This is a genomic window from Pseudomonas sp. UBA6315 (assembly GCF_002438125.1).
GTDB classification, from domain to species: Bacteria; Pseudomonadota; Gammaproteobacteria; order Pseudomonadales; family Pseudomonadaceae; genus Aquipseudomonas; species Aquipseudomonas faucium.
In genome coordinates this window covers 12738-37902 of sequence record NZ_DJTF01000035.1, presented here as the reverse complement: position 1 = coordinate 37902, position 25165 = coordinate 12738, and the positions used below count along the sequence as shown (strand labels likewise).

The window sequence follows — 25165 nt, the reverse complement described above, 5'->3', positions numbered from 1 at the left end:
GCCTTCCGTGACTCACAGCAACCGCATGCTTCTGGGCGTCAACATCGACCACGTGGCGACCTTGCGCCAGGCCCGCGGCACCCGCTACCCGGACCCGGTCAAAGCCGCGCTGGACGCCGAAGAGGCCGGCGCCGACGGCATCACCGTGCACCTGCGCGAAGACCGCCGGCACATCCAGGAGCGCGACGTGCTGGTGCTCAAGGACGTGCTGCAGACGCGCATGAACTTCGAGATGGGCGTGACCGAAGAGATGATGCTGTTCGCCGAGAAGATCCGCCCGGCGCACATCTGCCTGGTGCCGGAGACGCGCCAGGAGCTGACCACCGAGGGCGGCCTGGACGTGGCCGGCCAGGAGGCACGGATCAAGGCTGCGGTCGAGCGCCTGTCGCGCACGGGCGCCGAGGTGTCGCTGTTCATCGATGCCGACGAGCGGCAGATCGAGGCCTCGCGCCGGGTCGGCGCGCCGGCCATCGAACTGCACACTGGCCGCTATGCTGATGCGCATACACCCAGCGAAGTGGCTGAAGAGCTCAAACGCATCGTCGATGGCGTCGCGTTCGGTGTTGGCCAAGGCTTGATCGTCAACGCCGGCCATGGGCTGCACTACCACAACGTGGAGGCGGTAGCGGCGATCAAGGGCATCAATGAACTGAACATCGGCCATGCGCTGGTGGCGCATGCGCTGTTCGTCGGCTTCAAGGCGGCGGTGGCGGAGATGAAGGCGCTGATCGTTCAGGCTTCGCGCTGATCCAGGGTGCCCATACCGGCCTCTTCGCGGGGCAAGCCCGCTCCCACAGGTACCCCACTTTCCTGAAAGTCAGTGGCTAGCCTGTGGGAGCGGGCTTGCCCCGCGAAGAGGCCGGTATGTCCAGCCTTTCATTCAGCTTGGAACACCAGGGTAAAGCGCGTCGGCCCTTCCAGCCTGCTGTGTACCTCGACCCGCCCCCCATGCAACTGCATGATCGATTCCACGATCGCCAGCCCCAGCCCCGTGCCACCCTCCAGCCGCGAACGCCCCGACCCCGCCCGGTAGAACCGCTCGAACAACCGCGGCAGATGTTCATCGGCAATCCCCGGCCCCTCGTTCGCCACCCACAGCCACACCTCGTTGCCGTGCCGTTCGATGCCCAGGCTGACTTCACAGCCTTGCGGGCTATGGCGAATCGCATTGCTCAGCAGGTTCGACAGCGCGCGCTGGAACATCAGCCGGTCGCCCAGGGCCGTGCCCCAGCCCTGCAACCGCAGCGTCAGCCCCTTGTGCTCGGCGCTGTAGGCAAACAGTTCCAGCACCTGCTGCGCCTCGTCAGCCAGGGCCAAGGGCTTGAGCGCCACTTGCATCTGGGGCTGGCTGACCTGGGCGAGAAACAGCATGTCGTTGATGATGCGGCTCAGGCGGGTCAGCTCATCGATGCTGTCGGCCAGCACTTCCCGGTACTGCTCGCTGTCGCGCTCGCGGGCCAGGGTCACCTGGGCCTTGCCCATCAGGTTGCTCAAGGGTGTGCGCAGCTCATGGGCCAGGTCGTCGGAAAACTGCGACAGCTGGCGCACGCCCTGGTCCAGGCGGTCGAGCATGACATTGATGCTGGTGGCCAGTTCGGCCAGCTCTGGCGGCAAGCCATGGTCGGGCAGCCGGTGCTGCAGGTCCTGGGCCGATACCCTGCCGGCGATGCGGCGGAAGTGGCGCAGCGGTTTCAAGCCGCGTTGCACCAGCCACCAGGCGCCGGCGCCGATCAGCAGCAACAGCAGCGGCAGGGCCAGCAAGGTCGAGTGCAGGTAGGCCTGCAGCAGGTCGTTGTCGTCAGCGCGGTTGAGCGACATCATCACCCGCACCGGCGTGTCATCGCGCAGGCGCATCTGCCGGCTGGCGGTGAGCATCTGCTGGCCGCTGCTGTCGCGCCATTGGTGAAAGCGCAGCTGGTTGTCGGTGTACAGCTCGCCCACCCGCGACTCTAGCGCCGGGCCGAGGCTCAGCAGGTGCGGGTGGCGGCCATCGAGGGCCAGCACGCTGAGGCTCAGGTTGTCGTGCCCCATCACCAGGTCGAGCAGCGGGTGGGCGCGGCTGCCCAGGTCTTCGCTGCGCAGGTCGACCCGCAGGTTGTGCTCGACTTGCAGCATCTTGCGCGCCAAGTCTTTGCGGGCGCGGCTGTCGAGCTCATGCTCGAGGGCGAACACCGCCAGGCAGGCCAGCAACAGCACCAGCGCAGCGCCCATCAGGGTCACGCCCAGGCCCAGGCGCAGCGACAGGCTGGCCTGGCGCATCAGCGCGCCTCCAGCACGTAGCCCACGCCGCGCAGGGTGTGGATCAGCTTGTCTTCGAACGGGTCGTCGATCTTGGCCCGCAAGCGGCGGATCGACACCTCGACCACGTTGGTGTCGCAGTCGAAGTTCATGTCCCACACCAAGGAGATGATCTGCGTGCGCGACAGCACTTCGCCGCTCTGGCGCATCAGCAGGTGCAAAAGGGCGAACTCCTTGGCGGTCAGGTCGATGCGCTGCCCGCCCCGGTAGGCGCGGTGGCGGCCGGGGTCCAGTTCCAGGTCGGCGACGCGCAGGGTGCTGGGCTGCATCTGCTGGTCGTTGCGGCGCAGCAGGCTGCGGATGCGCGCCAGCAGCTCGGGAAACTCGAACGGCTTGAGCAAGTAGTCATCGGCGCCCAGGTCCAGGCCCTTGACCCGGTCGGCCAGGCGGCCGTGGGCAGTGAGCATCATGATGCGCGTGGGCGACTCGGCGCGCAGGCGCTGCAGCACGGTCCAGCCATCGAGTTCGGGCAGGTTGACGTCGAGGATGACCAGGTCATAAGGCTGCTGGCGGGCCATGTGCAGGCCGTCGGTGCCGGTGTGGGCGCAATCGACCACGTAGCCGTTCTCGCGCAGGCCCTGCTGCAGGTAATCGGCGGTTCGCAGTTCGTCCTCGATGATGAGTAGGCGCATGGGGGGCTCGGGGCAATGGAAGGGGGGCGATTCTCGACCCTGTAGCTGCATCAGGGTCAAGCGGCAGGATGTTACGGCATGCGAAAGCGAAAACGGGGCAGATAACGGATTTGTAATCCTGGTGTTATCTGGCTGTCTGCCAGGGCCCAATCGCCGGCAAGCCGGCTCCCACAAAGATCGATGAAACTAGCAAAGACCCCTGTGGGAGCCGGCTTGCAGGCGATAGGGTCAGCGTTGACGCCACATTGCAAGACTGTAATCCCCCCCTCACCTTGGCGTTAGCTGCGCGTGGCTAGGATGGCCCTGTCTGATCGGTTATCACGAGGCAAGCACGATGAACCTGAGCAAATACCTGTTGCTGGCGACCCTCGCCCTGGGCAGCGCCAGCGTCTATGCCGAAGGGGGCGCGGAGCGCTCCCGGCAATTCTGGGAAGCCTTCCGCCAGGACCAGCAGCGCCTGCACGGCGACGACAAGCAGCAGGCGCTCGCCGAGCGTGAGCGCAAGGCCCAGGAAAACGCGCGCAAGGTGGCGCAGGACTGAGGCAACGGCACCTGCGCCGAAACAGCTCCTCGGCACAGGTGTGATTTGGGCGCCCCCAAGGGGCGCTTTTTTTATTTGCGCGCCAGCAACGTGGCGCGGCGCGGGGCCGGCAGGCCTTCGACGGTCTTGCTGTGGTCGTTCGGGTCGAGGAAGTCGCCCAGCGACTGGTAGCGCATCCACTCGGTGCTGCGCTGTTCCTCGACGCTGGTCACGCTCACATCCACGCAGCGCACGTCGCTGAAACCGGCACGCCGCAGCCAGCGCTCCAGCGCCGGCACCGAGGGCAGGTACCAGACGTTGCGCATCTGCGCGTAGCGGTCCTCGGGCACCAGCACTTGCTGCTCGTCACCTTCGATCACCAGCGTCTCCAGCACCAGCTCGCCGCCCTTGACCAGGCAGTCCTTGAGCGCCAGCAAGTGCTCGATGGGCGCGCGGCGGTGGTAGAACACGCCCATGGAGAACACCGTGTCGAACCCTTCGAGGTTGGCCGGCAGGTCTTCCAGGGCGAAGGGCAGGTGCCAGGCGGGCAGCTCGGGCAGGTACTGCTGCACGGCCTGGAACTGGCAGAAGAACAGCCAGTTGGGGTCGACGCCGATGACCATGTCGGCACCGGCGCCGAGCATCCGCCACTGGTAGTAGCCATTGCCACAGCCCACGTCGAGCACGCGCTTGCCCTTGAGGTCCAGGTGCGGGCCGACCCGCGACCACTTCCAGTCCGAGCGCCATTCGGTGTCCACGTGCACGCCGAACAGGTCGAACGGCCCTTTGCGCCAGGGCGACAGCCCCATCAGCGCATCGCGCACTTGGGCGCGGGTGGCGTCGTCGCAGTCGCAATCCAGGCGCAGGCCCTCGGCCAGGTCGACCACGCTCGGTTGCAGGGCTGGCAAGGCGTCCAGCGCGCCGCGCCAGCGGTCGAGGTCGCCGTGGCCTTTTTCCAGCTTGGCATCCAGTTGCGCTTGCAGGCCTTGCGACCAGGAAGCCAGGGGCGTGCCCGCCAGGCGGCGGACGAGGGGAGACAGATCGATCATGGCAGGGCTATCAACGAGGCAAAGTTAAGGCATTGGAACCACGGCACCACCTTGCTGAAGCCTGCCGCACGCAAGCGCTCGGTGTGGGCCTGCAGGGTGTCGGGCTTCATCACGTTCTCGATGGCACTGCGTTTCTGGGCGATTTCCAGCTCGCTGTAGCCATTGGCGCGTTTGAAGTCCAGGTGCAGTTCATTGAGCAGGGCCTGTTCCTCGTCGTCGGCGAAACGCAGTTTCTCCGAGAGGATCAGTGCGCCGCCGGGGAGCAGGGCTTGGCGGATGCGCCCGAGCAGCGCCAGGCGCTGATCGGGGGCGATGAACTGCAGGGTGAAGTTCATCGCCACCACCGAGGCAGGCTCGAAGGGCAGGGCCAGGATGTCGGCCTCCAGCACCTGCACCGGCAGCAGTTCCTGGAACATCGAGTCTTGCGCGGTGAGGTACTGCCGGCAGCGGTCGACCATGGCCGCCGAGTTGTCCACGGCGATCACCTGGCAGCCCTCGCTGCGCACATGGCGGCGCAGCGACTGGGTGACGGCACCCAACGAGGCGCCGAGGTCGTACAGCCTGGTGTGCGGCTGGGCGAAACGCGCCGCGAGCACGCCGAGGTTCTCGACGATGGTCGGGTAGCCGGGCACCGAGCGCTTGATCATGTCCGGGAACACGCGCACCACGTCTTCGTTGAAGGCGAAGTCGGGCACCTGTTCCAGAGGTTGAGAGAAGAGGCGGTCGGGGGATTGGCTCACGGCAGGCTCAAGCGTGGGTGATGAGGGGGCAATATTCTAGCCAAAAGCGGCCGTGGCTGCCTATTTATCAGACCGAAGCGACAGAAGAGCCTGCAGGAGAAAGGGCGAATGTTTGCCGAGGTCGTTGCAGCCCGAAAGCGGCTGTCGAAGCGGCCTGAACGGCGTTCAATTCACCTTGATGGCACAGTCGAACGTCTGCACAGGGCGTACTTCCGGCGCCCACGGCTGCTGATAGACCAGCACCAGATGCCCCTCACCGGCTGCGCGGGCTTCGAAGCGCCAGCTGGAAATACCCGAGCTGCCAACGATACCGGCGTCCTCGGGGGCGCTGTAGACCTCGGGGCCGAGGCTGCGCAGCACGTTCGAGGCGGGGTTCTGCACCAGCCAGCGGTAGCCGGTGGTGGGGTTGCTGGGGAGGGTCAGGGTCAGCGCCTGGCCAACTTGCAGGCGCTTGGGGCATTCGCTTTCGGCGTCCAGTTCCACAGCTTGTTTGGGCTGCTGGGCGCAGGCGGTGAGCAGGGCGAGGCTCAGGGGAACGAGCAGACGAGGGGCGGTCATGGTGGCTCCGAAGGCTGGCGATGGCCTGAGGATAACCGAAGCCGATGAGAATTTGTGCTGGTGCTTGAGGCCTCATCGCCGGCAAGCCGGCTCCCACAGGTTTGGCGAAATCCCGTGGGAGCCGGCTTGCCGGCGATCAGGCCAGTGCAGGTCAGAACAGCACTTTCGCCACGTCGGCAAAGCGTTTGGCGAAATGCACCGTCAGCCCTTCACGCAGGTACTCCGGCAGTTCCTCGAAGTCGCCACGGTTGGGCTCGGGCAGAATCAGCTCGAAAATCTTCTGCCGCCGCGCCGCAATCACCTTCTCGCGCACGCCGCCAATCGGCAGCACCTGGCCGGTGAGCGTCAGCTCGCCGGTCATCGCCACGCCTTTTTTCGGCGCCTGGTCGCGGGCCAGCGACAGCAGGGCGCTGGCCATGGTGATGCCAGCACTCGGGCCGTCCTTGGGCGTGGCGCCCTCGGGGACGTGCAGGTGGATGAAGGCCTCATTGAAGAAGGCCGGATCCCCGCCGAACTGCTTGAGGTTGGAGCTGACGTAGCTGTAGGCGATTTCAGCGGACTCCTTCATCACGTCACCCAGCTTGCCGGTGAGCTTGAAGCCACGGTTGAGGGTGTGGATCCGGGTCGCCTCGATCGGCAGCGTGGCGCCGCCCATGCTGGTCCAGGCCAGGCCCGTGATGACGCCCTTGCCGGCCAGCACCTGTTCGCTGCGAAACACCGGCATGCCCAGTGCGGCTTCAAGGTCCTTGGTGCCGATCTTGAGCTTGGCATCCGGGTCTTCCAGCAGCTTGAGCACGGCCTTGCGCACCAGCTTGCCCAGCTGTTTTTCCAGCTGCCGCACGCCGGCTTCGCGGGCATAGCCCTCGATCACCATGCGCAGGGCGCTGTCGCTGATGCTCAGGCTGGCCTTGGCGACGCCGGCCTTGTCCAGTTGCTTGGGCCACAGGTGGCGCTTGGCGATGGCCAGCTTCTCTTCGGTGATGTAGCCCGAGAGGCGGATGACTTCCATGCGGTCGAGCAGCGGCCCGGGGATCGAGTCCAGGGTGTTGGCGGTGCACACGAACAGCACCTTGGACAGGTCCAGGCGCAGGTCCAGGTAGTGGTCGAGGAAATCGACGTTCTGCTCGGGGTCGAGGGTTTCAAGCAGCGCCGAGGCGGGGTCGCCCTGGTAGCTCTGGCCCATCTTGTCGATTTCGTCGAGCATGATCACCGGGTTCATCACCTCGACATCCTTCAACGCCTGCACCAGCTTGCCCGGCTGGGCGCCGATGTAGGTGCGGCGGTGGCCCTTGATCTCCGCCTCGTCGCGCATGCCGCCGACACTGAAGCGGTAGAACGGCCGGCCAAGGGATTCGGCGATGGACTTGCCGATGCTGGTCTTGCCCACCCCAGGCGGGCCGACCAAGAGCACGATGGAGCCGCTGATCTCGCCCTTCCAGGCGCCCACGGCGAGGAATTCGAGGATGCGTTCCTTGATGTCGTCAAGGCCGGCATGGTGCTGGTCGAGCACCTTGCGCGCATGCTTGAGGTCGAGCTTGTCCTTGCCGTACACGCCCCAGGGCAGGGCGGTGGCCCATTCCAGGTAGTTGCGGGTGACGGCGTATTCGGGCGAGCCGGTTTCGAGGATGGCCAGCTTGCCCATCTCTTCGTCGATACGCTTCTTGGCCTGCTCGGGCAGGGTCTTGCCTTGCAGGCGCTGCTCGAACTGCTCGAGGTCGGCGCTGCGGTCGTCCTTGGTCAGGCCCAGCTCCTGCTGGATGACCTTGAGCTGCTCCTTGAGGAAGAACTCGCGCTGGTGCTCGCCGATCTGCCGGTTGACCTCGGCGGAAATCTCGTTTTGCAGGCGCGCCACCTCGACTTCCTTGCGCAGCATCGGCAGGACCTTTTCCATGCGCTTGAGCATGGGCACGCAGTCGAGCACTTCCTGCAGCTGGTTGCCGGTGGCCGAGGTCAGCGCCGCGGCGAAGTCGGTGAGCGGCGACGGGTCGTTGGGGCTGAAGCGGTTTAGGTAGTTCTTCAGCTCTTCGCTGTACAGCGGGTTGAGCGGCAGCAGTTCCTTGATCGCATTGATCAGGGCCATGCCATAGGCCTTGACCTCGTCGGTCGGCTCGGCCAGCTGGCGCGGGTATTCGACCTCGACCAGGTAGGGCGGGCGATGGTGCTTGAGCCAGGTGCGGATGCGTACCCGGGTCAGGCCCTGGGCAACGAACTGCAGCTTGCCGTTCTCGCGGCTGGCGTGATGCACCTTGACCAGGGTGCCGTACTCCGGCAGCGCCGAGGTGTCGAAGTGGCGGTGGTCTTCAGGCGGGGTGTCCATGAAGAACAGCGCCAGGGAGTGGTGCGGGGTCTTGGCCACCAGGTCGAGGGTTTCGGCCCACGGTTCTTCGTTGACGATCACCGGCAGCACCTGGGCCGGGAAGAACGGGCGGTTGTGGATCGGGATCACGTAGACCTTGTCCGGCAGTTGCTGGCCGGGCAGGGCGAGGGCGTGGCCGGCTTCGGCCTGGGTATCGAGGTGTTCGGCTTCGCGGTGTTCGTCGGGTTGTTCCGGGAAATCCTGCTGGTCGCTCATGGGGCACCTGCGTGAATGACTATGGTGCTTAGATGGGGCGCGGGGGGAAGGGTTTCAATGGTAGACGAAGGCAGCAGGGGAGCGCTTTCATCTTCGCGCCCGTACCGGCCACATCGCCGGCAAGCCGGCTCCCACAGGCAGAGCCCCTGTGGGAGCCGGCTTGCCGGCGATGTGGCGGTGGCTTACTCAGCCAATTTGTAAGCGATGATGTAATCGCCCATCTTGGTACCCAGCGAACCGTGGCCGCCGGCGACGATCAGCACGTACTGCTTGCCGTCCTTGCCGGTGTAGGTCATCGGCGTGGCCTGGCCACCCGCTGGCAGGCGCGATTTCCACAGCTCCTTGCCGTTGTTCACGTCATAGGCGCGCAGGTACTGGTCCAGGGTACCGCTGAGGAAGCCCACGCCACCTGCAGTGACGATCGAGCCGCCCATGCTCGGCACGCCCACCGGCAGGCCGATCGGCACCGGGGTGCTGTCACGGGTGGTGCCGTTCTTGCGCTTCCACACCACCTTGTTGGTGAACAGGTCGATGGCGGCCACGTAGCCCCAGGCCGGCGCCTGGCACGGCACGCCCAGCGGCGACATGAACGGGTGCATGGTCACAGCATAGGGTGCGCCGGTGTTGGGCTGCACGCCGCTGGTCTCGCTTTCGCGCTTGCTGCCGGCGGCCACTTGTTCACGCGGCACCATCTTCGACACGAAGGCCATGTAGTTGGGCGAGGTGAACAGCAGCTGGCGCACCGGGTCGACCGACACGCTGCCCCAGTTGAACACGCCGACGTTGCCCGGGTACACCAGGCTGCCCTGTTCGGACGGCGGGGTGTACTGGCCTTCGTAGCGCAGTTCGCGGAACTGGATGCGGCATAGCATCTGGTCGAACGGCGTGGCGCCCCACATGGCCTGTTCGGTCAGCTCGGGGCCGAGCAGGTTGAGGTCGGAGCGGGCCTGGGTCGGTGCGGTGTGGTCACCCTTGACGGCGCCCTGCGGCACCGGGATCTCGCGGATCGGCACGATCGGCGTGCCGTCGCGGCGGTCCAGCACGTACAGGCTGCCCTGCTTGGTCGGCACGATGATCGCCGGCTTCACGTCGTCCTTGGTCTTCAGGTGCACCAGGGTCGGCTGGCTGCCAACGTCCATGTCCCACAGGTCGTGGTGGGTGAACTGGTAGTTCCAGCGGGCCTTGCCGGTGGCCAGGTCCAGGGCGACCACGCCGGCGCTGTACTTCTCGGCGCCTGGGGTGCGGTCGGCGCCCCACTGGTCAGGGGTCTGGTTGCCCAGGGGCAGGTAGACCATGCCCAGTTCTTCATCGACGCTGGCCAGCGACCACATGTTGGCCGAGTTGCGGCTGTACTGCTTGCCGGGGGCCAGGGGCTTGGTGTCGTCGGGGTTGTTGCTGTCCCAGTTCCACACCAGGCGCCCGTCGTGCACGTCGTAGGCGCGAATGACGCCGGACGGCTCGTTGGTCGACTCGTTGTCGGTGACGTGGCCGCCGATGATCACCAGGCTGCGGGTGATCGCCACCGGCGAGGTGGAGTAGTAGCCGCCGGCGGTGAACGGGCCGATGCCGGTGGTCAGGTCGATCGCGCCCTGGTTGGCGAAGCCTTCGCAGACCTTGCCGTTGTCGGCATTGATGGCGATCAGGCGGGCATCGGCGGTGGGCAGGTAGAGGCGGCGCGGGCAGGCCTGGGCCACGGCTTGGCCGGCGTCGGAGACTTTCGGCGCGGGGCTGCCGTCACGGCTGACGTAGGCATTTTCGTCATAGTACGAGACGCCGCGGCAGGTCATGTGGGCAAAGCCCTTGAAGGTGCCGACCGGGGTCTTGATCTGCGGGTCGAAGCGCCAGATCTCGGCACCGGTGTCCGGGTCCAGGGCCAGCACCTTGCTGTGCGGCGTGCAGGCATAGAGCATGCCGTTGGCCTTGAGCGGGGTGTTCTCGTTGGTCAGCTCGACCGGGTCCTTGTCGGTCGGCAGGTCGCCGGTGCGGATGCGCCAGGCCTCTTCCAGGCGATAGGCGTTCTGCGGGGTGATCTGGCGCAGCGGCGAATAACGGTCGCCATGCTCGGTGCGGCCATAGGCCTGCCAGTCGCCGTCGGGCATGGCCGGGGCGGCGCTGCCCATTTCGCTGTTGTCGCGGCCGAGTTCGCCAAACACCTCACCTGGGTGGGTGAACTGGCTGCCCAGGGCACAAGCGCCCGAGGCCAGCACGGCAACACCGAGCAGCGCGGTGTTGGCCTTGGCCGCCGGGCCGATCAGCGGGCGGCGTGCCCACGGCAGCAGCAGCACCACGCCGATGGCGAACCACAGGGAAAGGCGCGGCACCAGCTGCCACCAGTCCAGGCCCACTTCGAGCAAGGCCCACACTGTACTGCCCAGCAGCACCAGGCCATACAGGCCCAGGGCGATGCGCCGGCGAGCCAGCAGCAGGGCGCCCGAGAGGGCAAAGCCGATACCGGCAATCACGTAGTAAAGCGACCCGCCGAGCTGGCTCAGCTTGATCCCGCCGGCCAACAGGGCCAGGCCCATCAGCAACAGCAGTACGCCCACGAGGCGCGGTAGCCAGCGGCTTCCATTCTTGGCACCGTCAGTGCTCATCGTATGTTCTCCGTTAGGTTGAAAGTTGTCAGAACGTGCTCTGGATCTTCAGGCCGGCGATCACCGCGTCGTCGACCTGCGACACCCCGCCCGGATGGCGGATGTACTGCAGGTTCGGGCGCACGGTGAGCCAGTCGGCCAGGTGAATGCCGTAGTAGAGTTCGGCGCTGTACTCGGTGTCCTGCACGGGCAGGTAGCCGGGATTGTCGTAGTCGTCGAGCCCGGCGGCCTGGTTGGCCAGGCGGGCGTTCTTGCGGTAGGCGGGATTGACGTGCACGCGGGCCAGGGCGAAACCGATGTCGTCCTGGCTGCGGGCGTCGAAGGGGCCCTTGAATAGCAGTCCTGCCTGAACATAGTTGTCGATGGCATTGGTCTTCTTGTCGTGCACCGTGGCGTTGGCGAACAGGCTCAGGCCGCGCGACTGGTCGGAAGCCTGCGCAGTGATCTGCTGCTGGGCGCCGATCCACAGGCCGTGCTTGCTCGAACTGCTGCGGTAAGCGGCGCCACTGATGGCGGCCGGCTGGCCGTTGCTGTCCTTGAGAACATCCTGTGCCTTGGCATTACTGTAGTAGTAGCCGGCGCGATATTCCCCTTTCAGGCCATTGACCGCCGGGCTCCACACCAGTTCGACCGGCATCACGGCGCCTTGGGTGCCGCTGCCGCTGAGCTTGAAGCCATTGCCCGACTCGAGGTTGGAGGGGTTCTGCTCGAACACGCCAACCTGGGCGTAGAGGGCGTCGCTGAGGTTGTAGCGCACGCGCAGGGCCCACTGGCTGACCGGCCAGTTGTACCAGATGCTGCCGGCCCAGTTGCCCACCTGCGAGCCGCAGAAGGCCAGGTTCTGGAAGTCGCAGGGGAAGCTGTTGAAGTCCTCGCCTTGGCCGAAGCGGCCGAATTTCACGTCCAGGGCGCCGTCGAAGTACTTCTGCTTGATCCACATCTGCGTCAGCCGCCAGGTTTCACCCCGGCCCCAGACCTCCTGGGCGGAAGTGAAGCCGCCGACACGCGGGTCGTTGATGCGGTCGTTGCTGATGTTGTCGCCGTGGCGTTCGGTCACCGTCAGCTGCAGTTCGGTGGCTTGCCAGCCAAGGACCTTCTCCAGGTCCAGGTGGCTGCCAAAGGTGAACTGGTCGCTGTAGCGCGCGGTGCGGTCATGGTCGTAGCCGCCGTGCAGGTTGCTGCCCATTTCGCCGGTGTAGCCGAGGGTGAATGCGTAGCCTTTTTCCAGCAGCTCGCTGCGGGTGCCGCCCCAGTCACCGAGCATCCAGGGGGAATCGCTGGCGAAGGGCTCGCTGGCGCTGGCAGGGGTGGCCAGGGCGCCGAGGGCCAGGCCGATGTAGCAGGGTTTGGGCAGTTGGAGCATGAGATAGCGCTATCTTCTGATTATTGAGAAAACCGCAAGCGCATCGAAGGTGTGGACCTTCAACGAATAGGGCGACAAAGGGGTTAGATGAAGCGATTCAGCTTGCGGTGGGGAGGATATAGGGGAATTTGTAAGAAAAAAAGACAAATTGTCGCAGTGGATTGTTGCCAATCGGGTAACAGTTGAGGGACATCACCTTGTGGGAGCGGGCTTGCCCCGCGAACACGGGCGAAGCCCGTGCCAGCCTGCTCTGCTGCCTGAGCCGGCCTCTTCGCGGGGCGAGCCCGCTCCCACAGATGGCGCTTGCGATCAGAAGGTCGTGCGCAAACCCACCTCCACGCTACGCCCAGGTGCCGGTGCAATATCGCGCAGGATCGAGCTGGCATAGCGCACGGTCTGGTCCGTCAGGTTCTCGCCGCGCACGAAGGCCAGCCACTGGCTCTGGCCGATGTCGAAGCGGTAACCCACGCTCGCCCCCAGCGTGGTATAGCCGTCGGTGCTGGTTTCGTTGGCCGGCGTGCGGTGCTGCGAGGCGGCATGTTGCACATCCACCCGCGCCTGCCAGCGCTCCAGCTCCCACACCAGGCCGCTGTTCAGGCGCAGCGGTGCAATGCGCGGCAACGGCTCGCCGCTGTCGAGATTCTTCGCCCGGGTGTAGTCGCCCGACAGCTCCAGGGCAAAGTTGCCATATTGGTTTTGCAGCAGTTGCCAGCGGTCCTGGGCCTCGATGCCATAGAACCGCGCCCGCACGCCCTGGTACTGGTACTCGGGGAAGTCGCCATGGTCGTGATCGTGGTCGTGGTCATGGTCCTCCTCGCCATGGTCATGGTCGTGGCCTTCGCGCAGGTTGCCGGTGCCGATCAGCCCGATGTAGTTGCGAAAGTGGCTATAGAAGACCCCGACGCTGCCCTTGTGGGTGCCGTTGTCGAAGCGCAGGGCCAGGTCGGCGGAAATGGCCTTTTCCTTGTTCAGGCTCGCATCGCCGACCTCGTAGGCCCCGGTGGCGACGTGGGCGCCGTTGGCGTACAGCTCGTAGAACGTCGGGGCCCGTTCGGTGTAGCCGAGGTTGGCGGCCAACGACCAGACCGGGTCGAGCTGGTACAGCGCCCCGGAAGACAGGCTGTAGGCGTTGAAGCTGCTGGCGCTGTCGGCGTCGGCGAAGGTTTCGTTGCCCTTGGCGTCCGGGTCCACGCGGGTATGTTCCAGGCGCGCGCCCAGGCTCAGGTTCAAGCGTTCGGTGGCTTGCCATTGCTCGAGCATGAACAGCGCCAGGCTGTCGGTGTCGGTGTGTGGCACGAAAGCTTCTTCGCCCAGTGCCGAGAACTCGTTGCGGCTGACCTGGGCGCCGACCACGCCTTCGATTGGGCCCAGGGGTTGGTGGCGAGCCTCGACGCGCGCCTCGTAACCCTTGTTCTTGAAGGTGGTGTGCACCTCGCCGCTTTCGATTTCACGGTGCTGGTAGTCGGTATAGCCGGCATCGACCTTGACCGAACTGAACGGGCCGTCCAGGTCGCGCAGCTCGGAGGCGAAACCGTAGTGGTCCTGCTGCATGTCCAGGCGCACGCCGGGCTCGGCAACCGAGCCGTAGTTGCTGTCGTAGCGGCTGTAGGACAGGCCGGTGTAGCCGTGGTCCCAGTGGTAGGCGCCGCCGATCGCCCCGCCATCCTGGCGGCCGTCGCTGTTGTCCAGGCGGTGCTTGCTGCCGGTGTCGTCGGCGCTGCGCACGTTCGAGCTGCGCGCGTAGCCGGGGATGCGCAGGTCGTTGAACTGGCGGCTGTTGGCGTCCAGGTGCAGAGCGAAGGCGCCGTCGCCGGCCTCGAGCTTGCCGGCGCTGCTGCGGGTGGTGTCGGCGCCGCCGTAGCGCAGCTCACCGGCGCCGTGGATGCCTTCGATCGGCGCGTCCGGGATGCGGTTGTCGAAGGTGTTGACCACGCCGCCGATGGCGTTGCCGCCATACAGCAGGGCGGCGGGGCCGCGGACGATTTCCACGCGCTCGACGGTGACGGGGTCGAGTGGCACGGCGTGGTCGTAGGACAGCGACGAGGCGTCCAGGGCGCCGACGCCGTTACGCAGGATGCGGATGCGGTCGCCGTCCAGGCCACGGATGACCGGGCGGCTGGCGCCCGGGCCGAACCAGGTCGAGGCCACGCCAGGCTGTTTGTTGAGGGTCTCGCCGAGGCTGCCGTGTTGCTGTTGCAGCAGGTCGTCACCGGCGAGCACCGTGCTCGGCGCCGCGAGTTGGTGGTTGCCCAGCGGGTTGGCGGTGATGACCTGGGGTTCGAGTTCCACGGCCTGGCTGGGCGAGGCGGCGAACCATAGGGCGAGGGTGAGGGGGGAGAGGCGGAGCGGGATGTGCAGCATGGGGCTGTGACGTTCCTTGGCAGATGCTTTTGTGTTGTTACAATATAACATCACTATTTCAGCACAGAGGATTTACCCCTGGCCAGCGCTTTTTCACCGGCCACTGCAGGTCCCACCCGTCACTACACTCGTGTAAGGTGCGCATCTTTTCCCCGCTGGAGCACTGGCATGAGCACGGCCCAACACAACGCGCTGCACGGCAAGACCCTCGAACAGATCCTCACCGAGCTGGTGGCGCACTACCAATGGGAGGGGCTGGCCGAGCGCGTGGACGTGCGCTGTTTCAAGAGCAACCCGAGCATCAAGTCGAGCCTGACCTTCCTGCGCAAGACGCCCTGGGCGCGGGAGAAGGTCGAGCAGCTCTACGTGAAACTGCAGCGCAAGGCCTGACATGCCGCGCCATCCCTGGCTGACCGCGATGGCCGTGCTGGGCTGGCTGGGGCTCGCGGTGCAGGTGTACCTGGTGCTGCTGGCCCGCTGGCAGGAGCAGGCCAGCCTCATCGGTGGGCTGATCAACCTGTTCGGCTATTTCACGGTGCTGACCAATACCTTGGTGGCGACGGTGGTGAGCTACGCGGCATTCGGCCGCGAAGGCGGCGCCAAGCGCTTGTTCCTGTCGCCAGCGGTGAGCTCGGCCGTGGCCGCCAGTATCATCCTGGTGGCGCTGGCCTACAGCCTGTTGCTGCGCCATCTGTGGCACCCGCAGGGGTGGCAGTGGCTGGCGGACGAGCTGCTGCACGATGTGATGCCGGTGCTGTATGCGGTGTACTGGTGGTTTGCCGTGCCCAAGGGCCACTTGCGGCTCTGGCACCTGGCGGTGTGGGCGTTGTACCCGGCGGTGTATTTTGCCTATGCGCTGTGGCGGGGCAGCGAGATCGGGCTGTATGCGTATCCGTTCATCGATGTGGCGAGCCTGGGTTTTGGGCAGGTGATGCTCAATGCGCTGGGGGTGCTGGCGGGGTTCTGGGGGATCGGGCTGGTGCTGTTGGGGCTTGATCGCTGGAAAGGGCGGCGGGTGCGTACATTTGCTTAGCCTGTAGCGGCCCTATCGCCGGCAAGCCGGCTCCCACGGGTTCCCCACATGATTGAAATTGTGGGGGTACCTGTGGGAGCCGGCTTGCCGGCGATGGGGCCGGTGAAGACCAAGCCGATCACTCGTCGTCAGCAGAACCTTCCGCTCGCCAGTAGGCCGCCGCCTTGAGCGCATCTTCGGCAACGCCCTTCTCCAGCAACAAGGCCTTGGCCTGCCGAGTCAGCGACTTCTCCAGGGCTACCCAGCTGTACAGCTTGCCTTCGGGCAAGCTCAGCCCCTTCAGCAACGCCAGCAAATCCTCATCGCGCCTCACCCAGACCACTTCTACCTGCGCCCGGCTCGGCAACGGCTGGCGCTCCTGCTCATCCTCGATCTGCACCACCGCCAGCACCCGGCGCCCTGCCGGCAGTTCCTCCAGGCGTCGGCCGATAGCGGGGATGGCCGTCTCGTCGCCAATCAGCAGGTAGCTGTCGAAGATATCCGGCACCACCATCGAGGCGCGCGGCCCGGCAATGTTCAGCGTCTGCCCGGGCGCCGCCTGGGCTGCCCAGGTCGAGGCCGGGCCATCGCCATGCAGCACGAAGTCGATGTCCAGTTCGAGGTTGGCCAGGTCGATGCGCCGCGGCGTGTATTCGCGCATGGTCGGCCGCACGGCACCGTCGCGCCCCAGGTTGCCGGCGTCGATGGCCTGCTGCTGCTCGGGCGTTTCGGCAAACAGCAGCTTGATGTGGTCGTCGCTGCCCAGGCTGGTGAAGCCTTGCAGCTGCGCGCCACCCAAGGTGATGCGGCGCATGCGCGGGGTCAGTTCGGTGACCCGCAGTACCTGCAGGCTGCGCTGGCGGATTTCGTGGTTGACGCGGTGGATGCTGTCACTCATGGGGAATCTCCGTAGCGGTGTCGGCCGGCCCGGCGGCGATGGCCTTGGCGGTTTCGTTGAGTAGGTTGCACACCCGCTGGATTTCATCGGGGCTCCAGTGGCCGCTGTGCATGTGCAGGGCATGGCGCAGGTTGCCGACCGCTTCGTGGATCTGTGGCGGGCGGTCGTGACCACGCAGGGCGCGCTTGCTGACTTCGATGCGCATGCGCACGCCGTCTAGGGCCACGGCCTGTTCACCGAGGGCGCTGCGGCCGGCGTCGGTGATGGCGTACAGGCGTTTGCTGCCCTGCACCTGGCCGCTGATCAGTTCGGCTTCCTCGAGGAAGTTGAGGGTGGGGTAGATGACCCCGGGGCTGGGCGTGTAGCTGCCGTCGAAGAGGTTTTCGATCTGGCGGATCAGGTCGTAGCCGTGCCCGGGCTGTTCGGCCAGCAGCGACAGCATCAGCAGTTTCAGGTCGCCGGGGGCGAATACCCGAGGGCCGCGCTCACCGCGGCCGGGGCGGCGTTCGAAGGGGTCATGGGCGTAAGGGTCGCGCATGAGGGTGAGGCTCCGTCGTTTAGATATATCGCAAGATATTACTCAAGATATATCTAAAGACAAGCCTCTAAATGCGGATGATTATCATCTAAATATTCGATGAGTCCTTTTCGTGCATGGCCACTTGCGGCGCCTTGCATTCGTTGGGGTTGCCCGGCTCCAGGTACGGCATGAGGATTGGTGCCATGCCCTTGAGCACTTGCACGGGCAGCGCCGAGGTGAACTTGAACGCCTCCGCCGAGCGCCCGGGGACGAACGCGGTCAGGGTGCCGAAGTGGTTGTCGCCGAGGAAGAACACGAAGGTGGCGGTGCGGTTCAGCGAGCGCGAGCCGATCAGCCGCCCGCCCGCGCCGAAGCTCTCGATGCGGTTGTCGCCGGTGCCGGTCTTGCCGCCCATCACCAGCGGTGTGCCGTCATGCAGCTTGAAGCTGCCGGAGATGCGCCGCGCGGTACCGGCATCGACCACTTGCGACATCGCGCCCTTGAGCGCGCGGGCCACTTCCACCGGCAGGATCCGCTGGCCGCGGTCGGGGTCGCTGACCAGCTTGGTTTCGTAGGGCGTGTTGGCGGCGAAGTGCAGGGTGTCGATGCGCAGGGTCGGCAGGCGGATGCCGTCGTTCTGGATGATCCCGACCAGTTCCGACAAGGCCGCCGGGCGGTCGCCCGAGCTGCCGATGGCGGTCGCCAGCGACGGCACCAGGTGGTCGAAGGGGTAGCCCACGCGCTTCCAGCGCTGGTGGATGTCGGTGAAGGCCTCGATCTCGACCATGGTGCGGATGCGGCTGTCACGGGCGCCCGGGTAGCGGCTCTTGAACAGCCAGCCATACACCTCCTGGCGCTCGAAACGGCTGGCATTGACCATTTCGGTCAAGGTCGCGCTCGGGTTCTTCAGCAGGTAGCCGAGCAGCCACAGGTCCAGCGGGTGCACCTTGGCGATGTAGCCCTGGTCGGGCAGGTCGTACTTGCCGGGGCCGTAGGCTTCGTACATCTCCGCCAGGCGGCCGTCGGTGAGCTTGCCCAGGGCAATCTTGTCGTCCTTGCTGTGGGCGCGGACGAAGGCGTTGAAGGTTTCCTGGCCGGCTTCGGGGAACAGGTAGCGGTGCACCGCCGCCAGGCGCTGCGGGGTCACGCGCATGCTGTCGATGAAGGTGTCCAGGCGTTGCTGCGAGGTCTTGCGCTGGTACTTCTTCCAGAAGCGCATCAGGTAGTTGGTGCCTTCCTTGTCGGCGAAACGCGCCAGGTATTCCTGGCGGCGTGGGTCGGAATCGTCCTTGAGCAGCGGCACCCGGTTGAACGGCTGCTGGTAGGTCACGTAGCGCACCAGGTCGCGCATCAGGCGAATGAACGGCAGGTTGATCGACTCGCGCAGGGCTTCCTTGAGGGTCGGGTTGCGGTTGTTGTCTTCCTTGCGGAAGTTGTTGAACACGTGCATGCCGCCGCCGGTGAAGAACGCCTCGCCGGTGTTGGCCGAATACTTGCGCTCAAGGGCGGCGTCGAGCATGGCGTCCAGGCTCTGGTTCTTGCTGTTCTGCGCCAGCCACTCCAGCGACCACTGGGTGATGCGGTCAAGCTCGGCGACTTCCACCTTCTTGAGCTCGGCGGCGGGTTTGCCGGCGTACTTGTCGTGCAGCTCGGCGATGATTTCCAGGTAGGTGGTGAGCACCCGCAGCTTGGCGGTGGAGCCCAGCTCCAGCTTGCTGCCTTCGTTGATGTCGAAGGGCTGGTCGGTGCTGTCGGTCTGCACCCGCACCCGCGAGCCATCGGCGGTGCGTTCGAACAGGGTGAAGCTGTAGCGCACCTGGTCGGTGGTCTTGGAGGTCAGCAGGCGCTCGCCGATCAGGCCCATCTGCGCGGCGAACACCGGGTCGGAGAGGTTTTTCAGGTACTGGCTGGCCTGCATCTGCAGGTCGGCCTGCAAGGTGCTGGTGGCCGACACGTCGAGGCGGTCGAGGTCGTACAGCGGGCGGTTGAGCATGGCGGCCAGGCGGTTGCGCGCCAGGCTGATGCCCTTGTTGGTGATGATCGGCACGATGGTCGGTTGCGCCACCCAGTCGCGGTACACCGCCTTGCTGGCCAGCGCCGCGTCGGCCAGGGGGCGGTCGATGACACTGCTGGCGGCCAGCACGCGGATGTGCGAATCGGTAAGGTCGGCCAGCTCCACCCGGCCTTTGGACAGGTAATGCGAGGGGCGCCGCTGGGCGATCATCAGCGACAGCACCTGGCGCAGGGCCAGGCCGCGCGCGGCCATGCTGTCGGGGTCGGTGGCGGTGGAGGTGAGGGCCTGGTTGACCTGGTCGAAATCGGCGCCGTACCACACCCGCAGGCCTTCGGCCATGCCATGCACCTCGCCATGCCCGGGTACCGCTGACAGCGGCACGCTGTTGAGGTAGTCACGCACGATGCGCTGGCGGGCTTCGGTGGTGTCGGTACCGCCCTGGTAGGCGCGCACGCTGGCGGAAATCATCTGGCGGATCTTCTCTGCGCCAGACACGGTCAGGCCGTCGGGCGAGTGGCGGTATTTTTCCAGCTGGGTCGCCAGGGTGCTGCCACCGGCCGACTGGCCTGGCAGGGCCAGGTACTTGGCGATCTGGCTGTAGGCGGCCTTGGCAAAGCGCGGCCAGTCCACGGCCGGGTTGTTTTTCGGGTCTTGCGGGTCGAGCAGGTCGCGGTTTTCGATGAACAGCAGGCTGTTGACCATCACCGGCGGGATGGCCGCGAAACTGGGGTACAGGTGCTGGGGGTAGTTGTACTGGTAGAGGGTGTCGCCACGGCAGTCGGTGATCGCCAGGCCCGCCTGGATTTTCTCGATGTAGGGGGCGAACAGGCCGTGGTCGACGTAGTTCATCAGGGCCGGCGAGAACTTCACCTGTTCGCTGATCAGGTAGTCGCGCTTGAGCAGGCGTGGCAGGAATTCGCCCAGCGCGCTGTAGCCCAGGCGCTTGTCGAACGGCCCGTCACCGGGGTAGACGATGGCGTCGCTGGGGCCAGGCTGCAGCGAGTAGGTGAGGGTGGTGGCCAGCTTGCTGAATTCGCGCGACTGCAGCTCGGAGGTGCGAAATTCATCATAGGCGGCAAAGCCGATGGCCACGATCGCCACCAGCAGGATCAACACAATCAGCCGCCACCACAGCCGACGCTTGCGAGTGGGCTTCGGCGGTGGCGTCTCGGCCAGAGGTGGTTCGGGTGCTTCCGTTCTGGTTGGTTCCGATTGCCACAGTGCGCCCATAGTCTTCAATCCGGCCAGGTAATTTCTCGTTACTTGCCTGAAGCTTAGACGGTGACAGCAGGCGGTGAAAAAATTGTAGGAAGAGTAGAAAACTGATGTGGGATATGCGGCTTTGGTGTTGGTTTCTTCCGACGGCGATATTGCTAGGGTGGCTGCACGGCGTGGGGGGATATGCCTTGGTCCCCCGACTTCTCGCCAAATTTCTGGATATTTACAGTGAAAAGCCCTACGTCGGGCTTCCTATACTGCTCGGCCCCTTCGCCCTGCCGGGCGCTCTATTCCGGCACACGGGCCGGCCCACAAGGCCAGCCTGGCGAGCCAACACCATGCCTATCGGCAGGTTGCGGCTGCACGAAGGTCAAATCCAATAACAAAATGAGGTTGTATTGCTATGCCAGTCGGCAACCACCCTGCCCATGCAGAGACCGCCCAGGGCGGCCCTCTCAAGCGTGAACTGGGCGAACGGCACATCCGTCTGATGGCGCTGGGCGCCTGTATCGGTGTCGGTCTCTTCCTCGGTTCGGCCAAAGCCATTGAAATGGCCGGGCCTGCCATCATGCTTTCCTACATCATTGGCGGCCTGGCGATCCTGGTGATCATGCGTGCGCTCGGCGAAATGGCCGTGCACAACCCGGTCGCCGGTTCGTTCAGCAGCTATGCGCAGGACTACCTTGGCCCACTCGCGGGCTTTCTCACCGGCTGGAACTACTGGTTCCTGTGGCTGGTGACCTGTGTTGCGGAAATCACCGCGGTGGCCATCTACATGGGCATCTGGTTCCCTGACGTGCCCCGCTGGATCTGGGCCTTGATGGCGCTGGGCAGCATGGGCGCGGTCAACCTGATCGCGGTCAAGGCGTTCGGTGAGTTCGAGTTCTGGTTCGCCCTGATCAAGATCGTCACCATCATCGCCATGGTGCTGGGCGGCATCGGCATCATTGCCTTCGGCTTCGGCAATGACGGCGTGGCAGTGGGTATTTCCAACCTGTGGAGCAACGGTGGCTTCATGCCCAATGGCGTGACCGGCGTGCTGATGTCGCTGCAGATGGTGATGTTCGCCTACCTGGGCGTGGAAATGATCGGCCTGACCGCCGGCGAAGCACGCAACCCGCAAAAAACCATCCCGCAGGCCATCGGCTCGGTGTTCTGGCGCATCCTGCTGTTCTATGTGGGCGCCTTGTTCGTGATCCTGTCGATCTACCCGTGGAACGAAATCGGCAGCCAGGGCAGCCCGTTCGTCATGACCTTCGAGCGCCTGGGCATCAAGACCGCCGCCGGCATCATCAACTTCGTGGTCATCACCGCGGCGCTGTCGTCGTGCAACGGCGGCATCTTCAGCACCGGGCGCATGCTCTACAGCCTGGCGCAGAACGGCCAGGCCCCGGCGGCGTTCGCCCGCACCTCGAAAAGCGGCGTGCCGCGCAATGCGCTGCTGCTGTCGATCGCAGCCTTGCTGCTGGGCGTGCTGGCCAATTACCTGGTGCCTGAGAAGGTGTTCGTCTGGGTGACGTCGATCGCCACCTTCGGCGCGATCTGGACCTGGGTGATGATCCTGCTGGCCCAGCTGAAATTCCGCGCCGGGCTGTCGAGCGCCGAGCGCAAGGCCCTGAAGTACCGCATGTGGCTGTGGCCGCTGAGCTCCTACCTGGCCCTGGCGTTCCTGGTGCTGGTGGTGGGCCTGATGGCCTACTTCGAGGACACCCGCGTGGCGCTGTACATCGGCCCGGCGTTCCTGGTGCTGCTGACGGCGTTGTACTACACCTTCCGCCTGGCGCCCAAGCAGGCGCAGGGCGTGGTCAGCCCAGCTGCCTGACAGGCTTGGGGGCCGCCTTCGGGCGGCCCTTTTGCAGGCAGATATCCTCGGTCGCTGTAGCCGTCTACTGGCATTTTTGTCAGTAGAACACCTTGCACCTATCGCCTAACGTGGCGTTCAGGGCAGGCAAGGAAGGCGTGACCGACCATGCAGCGCAGTGCACCCGCGTTTCTCAAATACCTGATCGTTGGCGTCTTCAATAGCGCCATCCACGTTGCAGCGTTCACTGCAATGCAGCTGATCGCCGGCACCGACCAGGCGACCAGCAACCTGACGGCCTTCTTCGTGGCGCTGTCGTTCTCCTTTGTGGCCAACTCCCGGTACACGTTCCGGGTGCCCCTGTCGCTCCCGCGCTACCTGTCGTTGGTGGTGTGCATGGGCAGCTTCAGCGTGGCCCTGGGGGCGCTTGCAGATGAGCAGGGGTGGCATCCGGCGGCCACCGTCCTGCTGTACTCGGCCATCAGTCTGCTGATTGGCTTTTTGCTTTGGCGGTGGATCTTCACGGTACGGCGCAAATGGATATTTCGCTGATCGTGCCGGTGTTCAATGAGGCGCTGGCGATCCGGCCGTTCTATGACGCGGTTCGCCGGGCGATGCGTGGCAGTACGGCGCGCATCGAGCTGATTTTCGTCAACGATGGCAGCGAGGACGGCACCGAACTGCAGATCCGCCAACTGATCGCGGGCGACCCGGACGTCATGCTGGTCGATCTGTCGCGCAACTTCGGCAAGGAAGCGGCGCTGTTCGCCGGCCTGGAAATGGCGGGTGGCGACGCGGTCATTCCGATCGATGTCGACCTGCAGGACCCGGTGGATGTCATCCCCTTGCTCATCGAACAGTGGCGCGCCGGTTTCGATGTGGTGCTGGCCAAGCGCCGAGACCGTTCCAGCGAGGGTTACCCGAAGCGCCTGAGCGCCGCCGCGTTCTACTTCCTGCTCAACCGCATCTCGCAGATACGCATCGAGAAAAACGTCGGCGACTTTCGCCTGCTCGACCGCAAGGTCGTGGAGGTGATCAAGTCGATGCCGGAGCAGCAGTTGTTCATGAAAGGCATGCTGTCCTGGGCAGGGTTCAGCACCACGGTGGTGGAGTACCAGCGCGCTTCGCGGGCGCAGGGTGGCAGCCGCTTCAATGCCTGGAAACTGTGGAACCTGGCACTCGATGGCATTACCTCGTTCAGCACGGTGCCGCTGCGGCTGTGGACTTACCTGGGCGGCAGCATTGCCTTCGCAGCGTTTGCCTATGCGGCAGTGCTGGTTGCAGACAAGTTCATCTTCGGCAACCCCGTGCCGGGGTACCCCTCGCTGATGACGGCCATGTTGTTTCTCGGTGGGGTGCAACTGATCGGGATCGGTGTGCTGGGCGAATACATCGGCCGTATTTACCTGGAGTCCAAGCACCGCCCGCGTTACGTCGTGAAGGGCCTGGCAGGGCGCAAGGCCGCGCGGCCTGGCCGGGGCGTGTTCAAGGAGCAACGGTGAGCGGCTCGCGGCGATGGCAGCGGCGCTGGGCCAAGGCCGGTGTGGTACTGGCCATCCTGCTCGCCAGTGCTGCGTTGCGCTTGCATCAGGTGTCGATACCGGGCATCTGGCTGGATGAAGCATTCAGTGTGTTGCTCAGCCGCTTGGAGCCTGCGCAGATCCTCTTTCATACCGCCCGGGACGTTCACCCACCGCTCTATTACCTGACCCTGCATTACTGGATGCAAGGGTTCGGCAGTGACGCCCTGGCTGTTCGCAGCCTGAGCGTTTGCGCGGGCATCGCAACCGTAGGCGTGGGCATGCTGCTGGCACGCCAACTGGCATCCTGGCGCGCCGCAGTCATGGCGGGGGTATTGATGGCGTTCTTTCCGATGGGCATACGTTTCAGCCAGGAAGCGCGGATGTATGCGTTGCTGGGCCTGCTGCTGCTGACCGCCGTGTACATGCTGTGGCTGTGGGTCAGCCGGCAGAAAAAAGCCTATCTGGCCGCCTACTGCCTGTTGATGGTCGCGGCCCTCTACACCCACTACTTTGCCGTGCTGGGGGCATTGGCCAACTGGGTCTATCTGTTACTGACGAGGGATGCGCAAGGCAAGGTGCTGGCGCTCTCTCGCCCCTGGTGGCTGGGGAATGCGGCCATCGCGATTGCCTATCTGCCCTGGTTGCCGGTGTTGTATCGCCAGCTCGACCATCGCGAACTGGTTGGCTGGATCGAGCGCTTTCCGCCCTCTGCCATGAGCATGCCGTCGACATTCTGGAAGGCCTTCACCCTCAACGGCAGCGCCCCAGGCGTGCTTGCCGTGCTGTTCACGATGTTCCTGCTATTGGCGTCACTGCGGGTGCTGCTGCGGGTTTCCAAGCCAGGCCAGCCCAGCGTGCTGCTGCTTGGCTACTGCTTCATCCCGGTGCTGGTGGTGTGGCTGGTGTCTTATGCCATGCCGATGTACATCAACCGGTACCTGCTGTTTGCGCTTCTGGCGTTGCCGCTGGTGGTCGCCATCGCTGCAGATGTATCGCCAAGGCGAACCCTGCTGTTGGCGGTGATTGGCTGTCTGCTCATGGAAGTGGCGGGGCTGGCGGGTTTCTACGATTACAAGGCCAAGCCAGGCGGCGACCTGGCCACGATCATGGCGCAGGTCAATGCGCAGTGGCGGCCTGGGGATGCACTGCTGGGCGATCGCAAAAGAACTTACCTGTCGATCCAGTACTACAACGCTACCGGGCAGCCGGCCTTTCTCTTCACCTACATCCGGCCCGATACCAGCGGCACGTCGCCCACCACCTACGGGACCTTGACCTTGTTCTATGAGCGGTCGGATGTGCTGTACGTGGCAAACCCCGAGGATCTTGCCAAACACTACAAGCGGCTCTGGCTGATCACCGACCCCTCGTCGGTGTACACGCCGATCGTGCCCGTCGGCGGCTGGATAAAAACCGGCGAGCTGGCCGAGGGCCCGATCAAGGCGCTGCTGTTCACAGTGCCTGAGCAAGCCGCTCGCCAGCCCTGATCGAA

General features: G+C 65.2%; 20 protein-coding genes. 8 read left to right on the top strand and 12 right to left on the bottom strand.

Translation table 11 applies throughout. The features are described from left to right. The first annotated feature begins 25 nt into the window (after positions 1-25). Positions 26-748, top strand: coding sequence for a pyridoxine 5'-phosphate synthase (gene pdxJ / locus B3E94_RS04570; RefSeq protein ID WP_371871918.1), 723 nt, complete (start codon positions 26-28; stop codon positions 746-748). 128 nt (positions 749-876) lie between these two features. Here pdxJ and B3E94_RS04565 read toward each other — a convergent pair whose 3' ends face one another. After that, a complete protein-coding gene (locus B3E94_RS04565; RefSeq protein WP_286912491.1) occupies positions 877-2259 on the bottom strand; it encodes a heavy metal sensor histidine kinase in 1383 nt (460 codons plus the stop codon). Next, on the bottom strand, positions 2259-2930 hold the full coding sequence (locus tag B3E94_RS04560) for a heavy metal response regulator transcription factor (protein ID WP_176511023.1): 672 nt from the start codon (positions 2928-2930) through the stop codon (positions 2259-2261). The genes B3E94_RS04565 and B3E94_RS04560 overlap by 1 nt, the downstream gene beginning before the upstream one ends. A gap of 334 nt (positions 2931-3264) precedes the next feature. Between B3E94_RS04560 and B3E94_RS04555 the strand changes: the two genes are divergently transcribed. After that, entirely contained in the window at positions 3265-3471 is a 207-nt protein-coding gene (locus tag B3E94_RS04555) for a hypothetical protein (RefSeq protein WP_236235165.1), read from the top strand. Positions 3472-3542: 71 nt separating this feature from the next. Here the strand turns inward: B3E94_RS04555 and cmoB are convergent, their stop codons facing one another. The 7 genes from cmoB to B3E94_RS04520 form a co-directional block, all read right to left on the bottom strand. Further along, positions 3543-4499 carry a tRNA 5-methoxyuridine(34)/uridine 5-oxyacetic acid(34) synthase CmoB gene (cmoB, locus tag B3E94_RS04550; RefSeq protein ID WP_286912489.1) on the bottom strand — a complete coding sequence of 319 codons (957 nt, stop codon included), beginning with the start codon at positions 4497-4499 and terminating at the stop codon, positions 3543-3545. After that, complete coding sequence (cmoA, locus tag B3E94_RS04545) at positions 4496-5239, bottom strand: carboxy-S-adenosyl-L-methionine synthase CmoA (protein ID WP_286912488.1); 744 nt, start codon at positions 5237-5239, stop codon at positions 4496-4498. Before cmoA ends, cmoB begins: the two co-directional genes overlap by 4 nt. Before the next feature lie 165 nt (positions 5240-5404). After that, entirely contained in the window at positions 5405-5797 is a 393-nt protein-coding gene (locus B3E94_RS04540) for a protease inhibitor I42 family protein (RefSeq protein ID WP_176511029.1), read from the bottom strand. Between the two features lie 151 nt (positions 5798-5948). Continuing rightward, positions 5949-8369 carry an endopeptidase La gene (gene lon / locus B3E94_RS04535; protein WP_176511030.1) on the bottom strand — a complete coding sequence of 807 codons (2421 nt, stop codon included), beginning with the start codon at positions 8367-8369 and terminating at the stop codon, positions 5949-5951. Positions 8370-8551: 182 nt separating this feature from the next. Continuing rightward, a complete protein-coding gene (locus B3E94_RS04530) occupies positions 8552-10963 on the bottom strand; it encodes a glucose/quinate/shikimate family membrane-bound PQQ-dependent dehydrogenase (protein WP_176511031.1) in 2412 nt (803 codons plus the stop codon). Positions 10964-10991: 28 nt separating this feature from the next. Beyond that, the gene (locus tag B3E94_RS04525) at positions 10992-12326 is read right to left on the bottom strand and encodes a carbohydrate porin (RefSeq protein ID WP_286912487.1); all 1335 of its coding nucleotides are present in this window, start codon (positions 12324-12326) and stop codon (positions 10992-10994) included. Between the two features lie 309 nt (positions 12327-12635). Next, positions 12636-14687 (bottom strand): TonB-dependent receptor, encoded by a 2052-nt coding sequence (locus B3E94_RS04520; protein WP_286912485.1) that lies wholly within the window; start codon positions 14685-14687, stop codon positions 12636-12638. Between the two features lie 168 nt (positions 14688-14855). Here B3E94_RS04520 and B3E94_RS04515 point away from each other — a divergent pair, with 168 nt between their 5' ends. Together B3E94_RS04515 and B3E94_RS04510 are read left to right on the top strand one after the other, a co-directional pair. Then, entirely contained in the window at positions 14856-15077 is a 222-nt protein-coding gene (locus B3E94_RS04515; protein ID WP_176511034.1) for a VF530 family DNA-binding protein, read from the top strand. 1 nt (position 15078) lies between these two features. Next, positions 15079-15720: a Pr6Pr family membrane protein gene (locus B3E94_RS04510; protein ID WP_286912484.1), complete on the top strand. Its 642-nt coding sequence runs from the start codon at positions 15079-15081 to the stop codon at positions 15718-15720. Between the two features lie 118 nt (positions 15721-15838). On the opposite strand, the gene B3E94_RS04505 is transcribed toward B3E94_RS04510, so the two are convergent. The 3 genes from B3E94_RS04505 to B3E94_RS04495 form a co-directional block, all read right to left on the bottom strand. Continuing rightward, positions 15839-16597, bottom strand: coding sequence for a siderophore-interacting protein (locus B3E94_RS04505; protein ID WP_286912482.1), 759 nt, complete (start codon positions 16595-16597; stop codon positions 15839-15841). Then, complete coding sequence (locus B3E94_RS04500) at positions 16590-17135, bottom strand: PadR family transcriptional regulator (RefSeq protein WP_236235158.1); 546 nt, start codon at positions 17133-17135, stop codon at positions 16590-16592. The genes B3E94_RS04505 and B3E94_RS04500 overlap by 8 nt, the downstream gene beginning before the upstream one ends. A gap of 88 nt (positions 17136-17223) precedes the next feature. Further along, entirely contained in the window at positions 17224-20361 is a 3138-nt protein-coding gene (locus tag B3E94_RS04495) for a transglycosylase domain-containing protein (protein ID WP_286912481.1), read from the bottom strand. A 391-nt stretch (positions 20362-20752) separates the two neighbouring features. On the opposite strand from B3E94_RS04495, the gene B3E94_RS04490 reads away from it, so the two are divergent. From B3E94_RS04490 to B3E94_RS04475, 4 genes are all read left to right on the top strand, one after another. Then, the gene (locus B3E94_RS04490; protein WP_176511039.1) at positions 20753-22171 is read left to right on the top strand and encodes an amino acid permease; all 1419 of its coding nucleotides are present in this window, start codon (positions 20753-20755) and stop codon (positions 22169-22171) included. A 147-nt stretch (positions 22172-22318) separates the two neighbouring features. Then, a complete protein-coding gene (locus tag B3E94_RS04485; RefSeq protein ID WP_286912479.1) occupies positions 22319-22702 on the top strand; it encodes a GtrA family protein in 384 nt (127 codons plus the stop codon). Then, a complete protein-coding gene (locus B3E94_RS04480) occupies positions 22687-23652 on the top strand; it encodes a glycosyltransferase family 2 protein (RefSeq protein WP_286912478.1) in 966 nt (321 codons plus the stop codon). The genes B3E94_RS04485 and B3E94_RS04480 overlap by 16 nt, the downstream gene beginning before the upstream one ends. Further along, on the top strand, positions 23649-25160 hold the full coding sequence (locus tag B3E94_RS04475; protein WP_286912477.1) for a glycosyltransferase family 39 protein: 1512 nt from the start codon (positions 23649-23651) through the stop codon (positions 25158-25160). Before B3E94_RS04480 ends, B3E94_RS04475 begins: the two co-directional genes overlap by 4 nt. Positions 25161-25165 lie beyond the last annotated feature (5 nt).